Origin of the sequence: Pseudonocardia yunnanensis (assembly GCF_039534065.1) — a bacterium.
GTDB lineage: Bacteria > Actinomycetota > Actinomycetes > Mycobacteriales > Pseudonocardiaceae > Pseudonocardia > Pseudonocardia yunnanensis.
The window spans coordinates 78,091-91,086 of the sequence record NZ_BAAAUS010000016.1 but is presented as its reverse complement, the minus strand read 5'-3'; the positions used below and the strand labels follow the sequence as shown (position 1 = coordinate 91,086).

10 protein-coding genes are annotated in these 12,996 nt (G+C 69.9%); 6 read left to right on the top strand and 4 right to left on the bottom strand.

Features of this window, described 5'->3' with window-relative positions; genetic code table 11:
* Positions 1–380: 380 nt before the first annotated feature.
* Positions 381–959 (bottom strand): dihydrofolate reductase family protein, encoded by a 579-nt coding sequence (locus ABD743_RS16420; protein WP_344722950.1) that lies wholly within the window; start codon positions 957–959, stop codon positions 381–383.
* Between the two features lie 108 nt (positions 960–1,067).
* On the opposite strand from ABD743_RS16420, the gene ABD743_RS16415 reads away from it, so the two are divergent.
* Both ABD743_RS16415 and ABD743_RS16410 read left to right on the top strand, forming a co-directional pair.
* On the top strand, positions 1,068–4,319 hold the full coding sequence (locus ABD743_RS16415; RefSeq protein WP_344722949.1) for an AfsR/SARP family transcriptional regulator: 3,252 nt from the start codon (positions 1,068–1,070) through the stop codon (positions 4,317–4,319).
* Positions 4,320–4,497: 178 nt separating this feature from the next.
* On the top strand, positions 4,498–5,421 hold the full coding sequence (locus tag ABD743_RS16410) for a DMT family transporter (protein ID WP_344722948.1): 924 nt from the start codon (positions 4,498–4,500) through the stop codon (positions 5,419–5,421).
* 25 nt (positions 5,422–5,446) lie between these two features.
* Here ABD743_RS16410 and ABD743_RS16405 read toward each other — a convergent pair whose 3' ends face one another.
* Positions 5,447–6,292 carry an SDR family NAD(P)-dependent oxidoreductase gene (locus ABD743_RS16405; RefSeq protein WP_344722947.1) on the bottom strand — a complete coding sequence of 282 codons (846 nt, stop codon included), beginning with the start codon at positions 6,290–6,292 and terminating at the stop codon, positions 5,447–5,449.
* 535 nt (positions 6,293–6,827) lie between these two features.
* Between ABD743_RS16405 and ABD743_RS16400 the strand changes: the two genes are divergently transcribed.
* On the top strand, positions 6,828–8,330 hold the full coding sequence (locus ABD743_RS16400) for an amino acid permease (protein ID WP_344722946.1): 1,503 nt from the start codon (positions 6,828–6,830) through the stop codon (positions 8,328–8,330).
* A 55-nt stretch (positions 8,331–8,385) separates the two neighbouring features.
* Here the strand turns inward: ABD743_RS16400 and thpR are convergent, their stop codons facing one another.
* The gene (gene thpR / locus ABD743_RS16395; protein WP_344722995.1) at positions 8,386–8,931 is read right to left on the bottom strand and encodes an RNA 2',3'-cyclic phosphodiesterase; all 546 of its coding nucleotides are present in this window, start codon (positions 8,929–8,931) and stop codon (positions 8,386–8,388) included.
* 89 nt (positions 8,932–9,020) lie between these two features.
* On the opposite strand from thpR, the gene ABD743_RS16390 reads away from it, so the two are divergent.
* Both ABD743_RS16390 and ABD743_RS16385 read left to right on the top strand, forming a co-directional pair.
* Positions 9,021–9,740, top strand: coding sequence for a helix-turn-helix transcriptional regulator (locus ABD743_RS16390; RefSeq protein ID WP_344722945.1), 720 nt, complete (start codon positions 9,021–9,023; stop codon positions 9,738–9,740).
* An 80-nt stretch (positions 9,741–9,820) separates the two neighbouring features.
* Complete coding sequence (locus ABD743_RS16385) at positions 9,821–11,044, top strand: globin domain-containing protein (RefSeq protein ID WP_344722944.1); 1,224 nt, start codon at positions 9,821–9,823, stop codon at positions 11,042–11,044.
* A gap of 33 nt (positions 11,045–11,077) precedes the next feature.
* Here the strand turns inward: ABD743_RS16385 and ABD743_RS16380 are convergent, their stop codons facing one another.
* Positions 11,078–11,524: a winged helix-turn-helix transcriptional regulator gene (locus tag ABD743_RS16380; protein WP_344722943.1), complete on the bottom strand. Its 447-nt coding sequence runs from the start codon at positions 11,522–11,524 to the stop codon at positions 11,078–11,080.
* Positions 11,525–11,653: 129 nt separating this feature from the next.
* Between ABD743_RS16380 and ABD743_RS16375 the strand changes: the two genes are divergently transcribed.
* Positions 11,654–12,910, top strand: coding sequence for an MFS transporter (locus ABD743_RS16375; protein ID WP_344722942.1), 1,257 nt, complete (start codon positions 11,654–11,656; stop codon positions 12,908–12,910).
* Positions 12,911–12,996: the final 86 nt, after the last annotated feature.

The window sequence follows — 12,996 nt, the reverse complement described above, 5'->3', positions numbered from 1 at the left end:
GCACGCGTGATGCTGACACACTCCCAATAATTCGCTTCAGGTCATCCGGGCGTGAAGACACTCCCTGCACTATCAGCGAAACCAAGCAGCGGAACTATTGTCCACATTGCGGCGCTGACAGATCCACGATAGCCCAACATACAGCTTCGATGATCGATTCAGGGAACAGCGACGCCGAAGGCGTACCACGGGCGGAGGATTCCCCCGGACGCCGCGACCACCGTGAGGGGAGGCCGACCGGAAGAACCGAAGACGCCGGTGCAGTCCCGACATCCTCGGCAGCCGACCCTCCCGCCCCTCCAGGCAGCGGAGCCCGTCCGGCTCGTCACCGCGTCCCGATAGAGCGCCAGGGACCGTCAGCGTCGCCTGCGGATCCGCCCTCAGCCCGCGGTCGTCGTCTCGACGTTCGCGTTCACAGGCCGGTAGGCGAGCACGACGCTGCCGGTACGGAACTGGGTCGTCCCTGCCAGCTCGAGGGTGGCGGCGACGCCGTCGCGGAACAAGCGCTCCCCCTCGCCACGAATGACCGGGGAGACCCAGAGCCGGTACTCGTCGAGCAGGCCATGCTCCATGAGCGCATCGGTGAGCCGCCCGCAGCCCCAGATCAGGATGTCCTTGCCGGGCTGCTCCTTCAGCTTCGTCACCTCGGCGACGAGGTTGTCGCCCGGGATGAGGGTCGAGTTGTCCCACGCGGTCAGGGCCGAGGGGTCCAGGGTCGAGGAGACCGCGTACTTGGCCATGCTGTTGACGTGGTCGGCGTAGGGGTTGCCGCCCATCGCCGGCCAGGCCTGCGCCATGCCCTCGTACGTGACGCGCCCGAGCAGCAGGGCGTCGGCGCCGAGGGTGAGCTCCAGCGCGTAGGCCTGGGCCTCGTCGTTCATGTACTGCATCGACCACAGGTGCGGGTTGTCGATGTAGCCGTCGAGGGTGGTGTGCGTCGAAGCGATGATCTTCCGCATGGTCGTGCTCCTCCTGGTTGGGGTGTGCGCCCACTCTGCCGACGATCTCTTACGGAAACCTTCTCGCCGGTTTACGGGCTGCGTGAGCATGTCGTTACGGTGGCGGCCGTGCGATTCGGGGTACTCGGGTCCGTGGCGGCGTGGACGGCCGATGACCTTCCCGTCGCGATCCCGGGACTGAAAGTTCGCGCCCTACTGGCCGACCTGCTCGTCCACGAGGGGCGCCCCGTGCCCGCCGACCGGTTGATCGACGATCTGTGGGGCGAGCGACCGCCCTCCAACCCCACGGCTGCCCTGTCGGTGAAGGTCTCCCAGCTGAGAAGGGCGCTGGAGGATGCCGAGCCCGGCTGCCGGGACCTGGTCGTCCACACTCCGGCCGGATACCTGATCCGGGGCACGACCGACGCCGTCAGGTTCCGGTCGTTGCTCGCGGAAGCCGCAGGCACATCCGACCAGCGGACGAGGGCAACTGTGCTGGCGGACGCGCTGGCGATCTGGCGCGGGCCCGCGTTCGCCGATTTCGCCGACGAGCCGTTCGTCGCGGCGACGGCCGCAGGCCTGGCTGAGCAGCGACTCACGGCACAGGAGGAGTGGGCGCAGGCCCGGCTCGATCTGGGCGAGCACGCAGCGATGGTCGCTGAGCTCAGTGAGCTGCTGGCCGAGCACCCCATGCGGGAGCGGCTGCGCTCGGCACACATGCGCGCCCTCTACCGCGCGGGACGGCCGGGCGAAGCCCTCGCGAGCTACGACGAGCTACGTGTGCTGCTCGCCGACGAGCTGGGGCTCGACCCGGGCACCGAGCTGACCGCCCTGCAGCGCGCGATCCTGACCCAGGACCCGGCGCTCGCTGCGCCCGCCACCCAGGCGCCACCATCCCCGCACCCGGGAGCGAGCCTGCCCGAACCGCTCACCGATCTGATCGGGCGGGAGGCCGCCGTCGCCGATGTGTGCAGTCGGCTCGAGTCCGACCGGCTGGTGACCCTCACCGGCCCGGGCGGAGTCGGCAAGACCCGGCTCGCGATCCAGGCTGCGCGACGGCTGAACGACGCGTTCCCGGACGGAGCGTGGCTCGTCGAACTGGCCGCGCTCGACCCGGTCGCCGACCAGGACGCGGTGCCGCTGCTCGCCGAGACGATCATGACCGTGCTGGACGTCCGGGCCGGAACCGAGTCGGCCGCGCCGGTGTCCGCCGTCGAGCGGCTCACGGAGGCACTGCGTCCCCGCCGGCTGCTGATGGTGCTGGACAACTGCGAGCACCTCATCGAACCGGTCGCCGCGCTGGCCGAGCAGCTGCTGCGCACCGTTCCGGGGCTACGGCTGCTGGCGACGAGCCAGGAGCCGCTCGCGCTCGCCGGGGAAGTCGTGTGGAACGTTCCCCCGCTCGACGTGCCCGACCGCGCTGCGAAGCTCCCGGAACTGGGGCGAACCGGCGCGGTCCAGCTGTTCGTCGCCCGTGCATCCGCCGCGGCCAGGGGGTTCACGCTCGACGCGGAGACCGCTCCCGCCGTTGGAGTGCTCTGCCGCAGACTCGACGGCATCCCCCTCGCCCTCGAGCTGGCGGCGACGCGCGTGCGGGCGCTCGGCGTCCAGGGGCTCGTGGACCGCCTCGACGACCGGTTCCGGCTGCTGGCCACGGGCCACCGCGGCGCACCGCCGCGCCAGCAGACCCTGCTGGCGATGATCGACTGGAGTTGGGACCTCCTGACCGCTCCCGAGCAGACCGTGCTGCGTCGCCTGGCGGTGCATGCCGACGGCTGCACGCTGGAGGCCGCCGAGTACGTCTGCGCAGACGTCGACCTGAGCGTGCTCGACCAGCTCGTCCGCCTCGTCGACCGGTCGCTGGTGGTCGTCGCCGCGGGCCCGGACGGGCCGCGGTACAGGCTGCTGGAGTCGGTGGCTGCCTACTGCCTCGACCGGCTGCGGGATTCGGAGGAGACCCAGCATGTCCGGCTGCGGCACCGGCACTTCTACGTCGATCTCGTCGAGCGGGCAGAGCCCGAGCTGTACGGCTCCGACCAGCGGCGGTGGCTCCGGCGCCTGGATGCCGAGACGGCCAACCTGCGGTCCGCTCTCACCACAGCCGTCCGGGACGGCGACGCCGAGGGCGCTCTGCGGCTCGTCAACGCGTTGACCTGGTACTGGTTCCTCCGTGGCAGGGTCCCGGAGGCCCGGCGGTGGCTGGCCGCGGCGCTGGGCGTCCCCGGTGCGGATTCCACGGCGCCCGCACTGCGAGCCCGGGCCCTGGCCTGGCACACCGGTATCGGATTTCTCCACGGCGACCTCGCCGACCGGGACGAGCGCCGCCGCGCCGCGCTGGACCTGTACGAGGACGCCGGGGATCCGGCCGGCCGGGCCCGCGCCCAGTGGTTCCTGGCCTACGCCGGGATCGACCTCGGCGACCTGGCCGTGGCCGAGGAGCTGGTGAACCGGGCACTGCCCGTCTTCGAGGAGCTCGGCGACCGGTGGGGAACGGCGGCGGTGCTCGCCTGCAGGGCGAAGCTCGCACACGTCCGCGCCGACGTGGTGGCCCTCGAACGTGAGGCCGAGCGGAGTGCCGAGCTGTTCGGGGAGGTCGGCGACCGCTGGGGGAGGCTCGAGGCCACCAGCTGGCTCGGTGCGCTGGCCGACATGACCGGCAACCATGATCGGGCAGAGCGGGAGCACCGCGAGGGACTGCGACTGGCCGAGGAGCTGGGTCTGCAGGCGGAGGTCGCCGGCCGGTTGGGCTGGCTCGGCTGGATCGCGCTGCAACGGGGTGACCACGCGACGGCAGTGGTGCACTGCGAGCAGGCGCTGCGGCTGGCCGTCGCACAGGGGCACAGGACCGGACGGATCTTCGCCATGCTCGGACTCGCCTTCGCCGCTCGCCGGGACGGCCGCCTCGATCTCGCGGAAACCCACCTGCACGGCCTGCTGAGCCTGACCCCGCGAGAGGACGCCGAGCAGACCCCACCCCCGCACCTGCCCATGGTCATGGCCGAACTCGGCTTCGTGGCCGAGCAGCGTGGCGATGCGGCAGGCGCGGTCGCATCGCACCTCGAGGTCCTCGACCTGGCGGCGCGATTCACGACGGGACGCGACTTCACGATCGCGGTGGACGGGCTGGCGGGCGCGATGGCCGTCGCCGGGCACCACGACCGGGCCGCTCGGCTCCTGGGCACGGCCGACGCGATGCGTGGCGCGAAAGGACAGTCCGCAGCGCCCGCCGAACGCGCCGACATCGATCGGATCACCACACTCGTGCGGGCGGCGCTGGGTGAGCAGCGTTTCACCGCCGAACACGCCCGCGGAGCCCGGCTCACACGTGACGACGTGCGGGCCCTGGTCACCGTGTCACCACTGCCCACTGGGAAGGCGTGAGGCGCGACGCGCGGCGGGAGCCGTTACTCCGAATCGATGCGCGGACGGTGGACCGCCGCCATGTCGGCGCCGCGGTTCCGAGGATCGCGACATCGTGCGAATACGGCCGCAGACTCGACGAACCACCCTCGACACGCCCACCGTGGACGGCTGATTTTGTCGATATCTTGCCTTCGGAATGGCCGCACCGAAGCGCCGGGTCAGTAACGTCGTCTTCGTGCAGATCCTCCTCGCGGTCGCCCTCGCCCTGGCCTCCGCCGTCTGCTATTCCGCATCCGCGGTGCTCCAGCACCGGGAGGTCGCCGACCATCAGTCGGGAGGTCTCCACCTGGTGGCCCGGCTGGTGCGGCGGCGCGGGTGGTGGACCGCGATCGCGGCAAGCTGCGTCGGGGCCCTTCTGCACCTCGCCGCGCTGGGTTCCGGCGCTCTACTCCTGGTGCAGCCACTCGGGGTCACGGCACTGGTGTTCGCCCTGGTGATCCACGCTCGAATGACCAGAACGACCCCCGACCGCCCGACGTTGCTCGGCGCCGCATGCATCGTGTTCGGCCTGCCTGCGGCGCTGTCGGCGATCCCCCGCCACTCGGCATCGGTCTCGCCGGTGCTGGGGTACTGGGTCGTCGCGGCGGCCGTGGCAGCGCTGGCCGTCGTATTGGCGACGGGTGCCATCACGATCAGGCACAGGCTGCCTCGTGCGGCACCGGTCCTCTACGCGGTGGCCGCCGCGCTGTGCTTCGGATTCACCTCGGGCACGGCGAAGGCCGTGTGGCTCGGCCATACCGCGCCGACCGTCATCGGCGCGGGCCTGTTGGCGGCCGCCGCCGGAGTTGTCCTCACCCAGCACGCATACCGCGACGGCGGTCTCGGCGCTCCGCTCGCCACGCTGACGCTCGTCGATCCGCTGGCCGCAGGCATGGTGGCCGTTCTGGCCCTCGGCGAGCCGATCTCCACCACGCCGCTCCATCTCGTGATCGGCCTCGCGGGAGTCCTCGCCACGGCCGTCGGCGTCGTCCTGCTGTCCCCGCGGAGCGTGATCGCGCCGCACGCGACCGCAGCACGCGCGGCCCTCGCGGGCCCGGAAGCCGCCCGTTCGGCGGCATGACCGCCACGCCGAACAGGTGCACGGGTCACCGAGGCACGGACGGCGAGATCACGGTCGGCGACTCCGGCTCCTTCGGCGCGCGCACTCGGATCGCCTGCTGCTCACGACTGTGGCCGGCGAGCCGGGCCACCGTCCGCAGGGACCGGCGCGGTAGCTCGAGCAGGTTCACAGCGGTGCGATACGTCGTGCCCGGGACACTGAGCGACCGTTGCTTTCGCAAGTCGCTCAGGCAGCGGTCGACGACGTCAGCCGGCTCCAACCACAGCGGCGACTTCGCGGATCCGACCGGCCGTCCCGCCCGGATGTGCCGGCCGGTGCGCATCCGACCTGCGCAGATCGCAATCGCCTGCACGCCGGTACCGACCAGCGATGCGGCAACGGAATCCGTGAAGCTCATGACCCACGCCTTGCTGGCGCTGTAGGCCGAACCGGGGTTGCCCAGGTAGCCCGCGAAACTGCCGACGTTGATGACAATGCCCTGGCCACGGCCGAGCATGCCGGGTAGCGCGGCGCGGGTCAGCTGCAGTACCGCGGTGATGTTGACGTCGATCTCGGATTGGAGCCCAGCGGGAGAGGCGCGGTCGAACAATTCGTGGGTGCTCACACCGGCATTGTTGACCAGAATATCCACCGGGCCACCCACTGATCCGTTCAACCTCCTCTCCACGATCGCGCGCTCGGCCGGCACCGCCAGATCCATCGACAGCACTTCGACCTCGACCCGGTGTTCGGCGCGGATTCGGCCCGCCACGCCGTCCAGCCGCTCTCGGTTCCGCGCGACCAGGACGAGATTGTGGCCCTGGGCCGCCAGGCGCTGAGCGAACGCTGCGCCGAGCCCGGTATTGCCACCTGTGATGAGTGCAGTGGACATGGCCGGGGACGGTATTGAAGAACTCCTGAATGGAAGCTGAGAACTGAAAGGACCCTGAGAATCGACAGATCTTCGATGTATTCACCCGTTGGCGCCGACATCCACCGCCACCCGGCACCGATGGCACCGACCGAGACCGAATTCCGCGTTCGGTCGACCCGCCCCGCACTCGAATGGCGCGGACCGGCTCACCGCGGTGACGTTGTGTATCCCGCAGGCCATTTCTTCCCGGCGGAGCGACGCATCCGGCTCATGCACCGACGGGGCCGAAGCGACCCCCGGTCGGCCCGCGAGCGTCATCAACAGCGTGCCCCACGTCTGTCACTGTCAACGCCCTTGAAGATTGTTGACCTTCATTGAACCCGTCCTTAAGGTCCGTGGGGTGGCCGGGCCGCATACCCGGTGGCGAGGAGAAGCCGGATGACCGCGACCGCGCACCACGGATCACCGGACGACGAGGCCGGCACACACCGACCGCCTCCCGGTCGACCGCGGCTTCGCGTCCACGACGGCCCGGCCGTGGAAACAGGACGCAATGGCTGAGCCCGACGGCGTCACGACGGGCGCTACCGAGCACCAGTTGCATCGTCGGCTGACCGGGCGGCAACTGACGATGATCGGGCTCGGAGGAGCGATCGGCACGGGCCTCTTCCTCGGGTCCGCACTGGCGATCTCGCAGGCGGGACCAGCGACGATCATTGCCTTCATCGTCGTGGCGCTGGTTGCGCTGGTGATCGCCTGGGCGTTGGCCGAGATGGTCACGGTGCACCCCACGGCCGGGGCTTTCGGCACCATCGCGCATTCCTACCTGGGGCGATGGGCCGGCTTCGTCACCCGCTGGACGTACTGGACGATTCAGGTGATCGCCGTGGGCGGTGAGGTGATCGCCGCCGGGATCTACGTGCAGTACTGGTGGCCGACGGTGCCCCTGTGGCTCGCCGTCGTCGTGTTCTCCGTAGCGCTGATCGTCGTCAACGCCGCCACCGTGCGCTTCTTCGGTGAGTTCGAGTACTGGCTGTCGATGATCAAGGTCTCGGCGATCGTCGTGTTCATCCTGCTCGGCATCCTGCTCATCACCGTCGGGCTGCCGGGTGCGCCCGCGACCGGGGTGGACAACCTCACGTCCGACGGCGGGTTCTTCCCGATGGGCCTCAGCGGGGTCTTCCTCGCGATGGTGTTCGTCGTCTTCAGCTTCATCGGCACCGAGGTCGTGTCCGTCACCGCGGCCGAGGCGGAGAACCCGACCCGGGACGTCCCGCGAGCCGCCCGTCAGATGGTGGTCCGGCTCGCCATCTTCTACGTACTCGCCATCGCCGTCGTGCTGACCATCGCGCCGTGGTCACAGACAGCGCAGGGCGGCAGTCTCGACGCCAGCCCGTTCGTCCGGGTACTCGACGCCGCCCAGGTGCCCGGCGGCGCCTCGCTGATGAACTTCGTGATCCTGACCGCCGCATTGTCGAGCGCCAACACCAACCTCTATCTCACGACACGCATGCTGCACAGCCTGGCCGGGCACGGCTACGCACCCGCCGCGCTCGGAAAGGTCAGCCGATCGGGAGCGCCTCGAAACGCCCTGGTGCTGTCCACGGCCGGCCTCGCGATCGCCGCCGCGATCTCGGTCAACGAGGGAGACGACGCCTACATCGCCCTCTTCGGCATATCGGTGTTCGGTGCGTTGGTCGTATGGATGATGATCCTGGCGTCCCACGCGCGGTTCCGGCTGCTGCGCCGACAGCACGGACTACCTGACTCCCCCGCTCGCATGTGGGGAGCGCCCGTCACCACCGGCCTCGCGTTCCTGTTCCTCGGCGCGGTACTCGTCTCCACCGCGTTCATCGACGGCCTGCAGATCGCCTGGAAGGTCGGGATTCCGTTCTTCGTACTGCTCGTCATCGCCTACTTCGTCACGGCCTCCCGCCGCGGTGCCTCCGCGACCAATGATCCGCTGCGGGACGAACTGGCGTTGTCGGCGCGCAGCGCATCCCGCGGCGGCGCTGGAGAGGCCGAGGCAGCGGCCGGACGCCCGGACGACGCATGACGATGCGCAGGTCGATGACCGACCTGGCGTCCCGCTGAGGGCTTCGAGCGTCGCGTCAGCGCCCCTGCAGAGGCCAGGATGCGTGGGTCTCGTGCCGCGCCGTGCCGCCCGGTCCGGCGCCCAGGTGGCTGCACACCAGATGCAACTCCTCGACGGTCCACGCCCGGCCCTCGAACCCACCCAGCGCCGCAACGGCGGGCTGCAGGTCAGCCCCGTCCCGCGCCCGGGCCAGCGTAAGGTGTGGCCGATACGGCCGGTCCTCGACGGACAATCGAGCACGCCGGGCCGACGCCCGCACGGATGCGGCCAGACAGCGCAGCCGATCGGTGTCACCCCGCACCCTGATCCACAGGACCCGATTCCCGAAACGTCCAGCACCGCTCAGTGACAACACGAGCGGAGGGTGTCGAGCGGCGACACGCCCCAACCGCTCCGCCAGGTCCGTCGTCGCCACTTCTCCGACCTCACCGAGGAATGCCAGGGTGAGGTGCCACTGGTCCGGGAGGGCCCATCGCAGCCCCGGCTGCTCAGCGCGCAGGGCCTCGCTCGCGGTCCACAACTCGGTGACCGCGTCGGCCGACGGCGTCAGTGCGACGAACATGCGCACGGTCACATCCTCGCAGCCGCTCGGCAGACGCTGTTGCCGTCCTCACAGGGTTTAGACGACCACCATCGTCTATATTCAAGATCGTGAACGAGCAGACGCCCCCAGCCCCGCCGACGGCCCATGACGCGCTCGCGGTGGCCAGCCGGCGCCAGTTGCTGGCGGTGCTGCGGGAGTCCGAGACCCCGCTGGACGCACGGGAGCTGGCCCGACGCAGCGGTCTGCACGTCAACACGGTCCGGTTCCACCTCAACGTGTTGATCGAGGCCGGATTCGTCCAGCAGCGCACCGGGACCCGCCCGGGCCCGGGACGCCCGCAGGCGCTGTACGCGAGCGTCACCCCGGGCGTGCAGGCCGGTGGCTACCAGTTGCTCGCCGAGATCCTGGCCGGACGACTAGAGCAGGAGGGCGGGCACAACACCCTCCCGGAGCAGGCCGGACGCGCGTGGGCCACAACAGCGGCCGGCCCCGCTGCTCCCGAGGTGCCCGACCCTCCGACCCCTGCTGCAGCCTCTCCGGCGGTGTCGTCGTCGGCGTTGTCGGTGGCGACGGATCGGGCGGTGGCACTGTTCACCGAACTGGGCTTCGAACCCGTCGCCGTCCCTGCCACCACCGGCAGCCGGATCGAACTACACGCCTGCCCGTTCCTCGACGTCGCCCGCCGCCACCCCGGCGTGGTCTGCGGCGTGCACCGCGGCTTGCTCGACGCCACCGTCGAGGGCGCCACCGACGGCGGCCTCACCACCACGCTCACGCCCTTCGCCCGACCCGGGATCTGCATCGCCGACCTGATCCCCCACGACTAACCCCTCTTCTCGTTCCAGAACGGTCCGCCGGACACCCGAGGCGAACCGGTGATCACCCCTGCGCTCTCATGGAGGAAGTCATGTTGTCCCCTGCCAACGAAGAGATCGTCCGGGCCACCCTGCCCGTGGTCCAGCAGCACTTGGAGACCATCACCGGTGTCTTCTACGACACCATGCTCACCGAACGACCCGAACTGCTCGAGGTGTTCTCCCGCAGTGCCCAAGCCACCGGCGCCCAACGCCAAGCCCTCGCCGGCGCCGTCGCCGCATTCGCCGCCACCCAGGTCGGCGCCGGCGCAGGCCTGCCCATCGACGTCATGGTCGAACGGATCGCCCACCGCCACGCCTCCCTGGGCATCCGCCCCGAGCAATACACCATCGTCGGCAAATACCTCCTGAATGCCGTCGCCACCGTCCTCGGCGACGCCGTCACCCCCGACATCGCCGCGGCCTGGGACGAGCTGTACTGGCTGTTCGCCGTCCGCCTCATCGGACGCGAAGCACGCCTCTACGCCGAAGCCGGTGTCACCTCCGACGAGCCCTGGCGCGAGTTCACCGTCGCTCACCGCCGCAACGAAGCCGACGACACCGTCTCCTTCGTCCTCACCCCCGCCGACGACCACCCCGCACCGGCCTTCACTCCCGGCCAGTACGTGACCGTGGCGGTCGAGCTGCCCGGTATCGGGCGCCAGCTGCGCCAGTACTCACTGTCCCAAGCCCCCTCGGGCGGGGCCCTGCGCATCACCGTCCGCCGCGCCCGCGCCACCGCCCCCGACACGCCCGAGGGCCTGGTCTCCACCCACCTGCACGACCACGTTCGCGAAGGCGACCAGCTGCTCCTCAGCGCCCCCTACGGCGACCTCACCCTGCGCCCGGGCACCAACCCCCTCGTCCTCATCAGCGCCGGCGTCGGCATCACCCCCATCGCCGCCATCCTCGACCACATCGCCCGCACCCAGCCCACCCGCGACGTCATCGCCGTCCACGCCGAGAATGACGCCACCCGCCACCCTCTGCGCAACGACATCATCAGCAGCGGCGCCCGCCTGCGGTCCTTCCGCCACCTCGTCTGGTACGCGCACCCCACCAGCAACGACGCCACCCCAGAAGGCATCGAGCTCCACACCGGCCACGTCGAGGCCGATGCCATCCCTCTGCACCCCGACACCGAGGCCTACCTCTGCGGGCCCGTTCCCTTCATGCAGGCCATCCGCACCAACCTGCGCCAACGCGGCCTGCCCACCGAACAGATCCGCTACGAGGTCTTCGGCGCCGACCAATGGACACCCACACAGGCGGCCTGAACGGAGCCCGGCGCAGTCGCCCGGTTCCGAGTCTCATTCGCCGGCTTTGCGCACCCGCGTGTCGCCCGCACGCACCCGGGAGCCGTCGGGTGCGGTGTAGACGAGCCTCGGCACCGGCTCGTCGGTCGATCTGTCGACCAGCCGGGCGTGCTGCTCCCCGGGCTCGTAGGCGTGGTCCTGACCCCACTGACGCAGGCTGATCACGAGATCGAACAGATCCTGCCCCTTCTCGGTCAGCACGTACTCCCGGTAGCTGCTGCCATCGGACGCCGGCTGCACGCTCAGCACACCGGCCTCCACCAGGTTCTGCAGACGCCCGCTGAGGATGTTCCTCGCCACTCCCAGGTTGCGCTGGAACTGGCTGAAGCGCCGGATCCCGTCGAAGGCGTCACGGATGATCAACAGCGACCACTTGTCGCCCACGATGTCGACCGCCCGCGCCACCGGACACCCCGGGCTCGTCCACGTCTTCGCGCTCACCGGGTGGCCCTCCTGCACAGTCTGGTTGCGAATCAAAACCACCTTGGCCTAGCCTGGTTTCAGTTTACTACCACTTGGACGGTCGTGACGATCTGCTCATCCCGGCCAGGTCAGGCACGAGGGAGATCCATGAGTCCACCCAGCGCCCCGGCAACCACGAGCCAGTCACCACCCGGGGTCAGCACCGGGCTCGCGGTCCTGCTTGCCGTGGCATGTGGGGTGGCCGTGGCCAACGTCTACTACGCCCAGCCACTGCTGGATCAGATCGGGCGCGACCTCGAAGTGGGGCCGGCGGGACTGGGGCTGGTCACGACGGTGACCCAGGTCGGCTACCTGCTGGGTCTGATCCTGATCGTGCCGCTCGGTGACCTGATGAACCGGCGCGTGCTCATCGTCGCGCAGTGCGCGTTCGCGGCGGCGGCCCTGGTCGCCGTGGCGGTGTCACCCGGCTCACCCATGCTCTTCGTCGCCAGCGGCATCGTCGGGGTGGCGTCCGTCGTGGTGCAGGTCGTCGTCGCCTACGCAGCCGTGCTGACCAGCCCTGAGACCCGGGGCCGCATCGTCGGGATCGTGACCAGCGGTGTCGTCATCGGCATCCTGCTCGCCCGTACCGTGTCCGGGCTGCTCGCCGATCCCTTCGGCTGGCGCTCGGTCTACGTGGTCTCGGCGCTCCTCATGCTCGCCGTCGCGCTCGTCGTGGCCCGCAAGTTGCCACCGGAGATCACCACCAAGAGCCCGATCTCCTACCACCGGTTGATCACGTCGGTGTTCACGCTGACGGCGCGCGAGCGCGTGTTCCGCGTCCGCAGCCTGATCACGCTGTTCATGTTCGGCGGCTTCGGCGCCCTCTGGGGCTCGATGGCGCTACCGCTGACGGCGGCCCCGTTGAACCTGTCCACCACCGAGGTGGGCCTGTTCGGTCTCGTCGGCGCCGCGGGAGCAGTCGGGGCTGCACGCGCGGGCACCTTGGCCGACCGTGGACTGGCGCAGTGGGTCACCGGTGTCTCCCTCGTCCTGTTCCTCGCTTCCTGGGCACTGATCGCCTGGCTTCCGACCTCCCTGATCCTGCTGATCGTCGGAATCGTCGTCATCGACCTGGCAGGACAGGCCATCCACGTCACCAACCAACACGTGATCGTGGAGATCGACCCCAACTCCAGCAGCCGCCTCATCGGCAGTTACATGGTCTATTACTCCATCGGTACGGGCGGCGGCGCGATCGCGGCAACCATCGCCTACAGCGCATGGGGCTGGACCGCTGTCTGCATTCTGGGCGCAGGCCTCAGCGCAGCGGCGCTGCTGATCTGGGGGGCCGACAGGTTCTCCGCGACCGACAGCAGCATCGTGAACGAACCCACCCTCACGGCCGGAGCCTGCCGACCATGACGAGGCGCCCTGCGTTCACCCCCTGCCTGCGCGACAATGACCGACGCGCTCGATATCACGGAATCTGCTCGTGAATTCCATCGGCT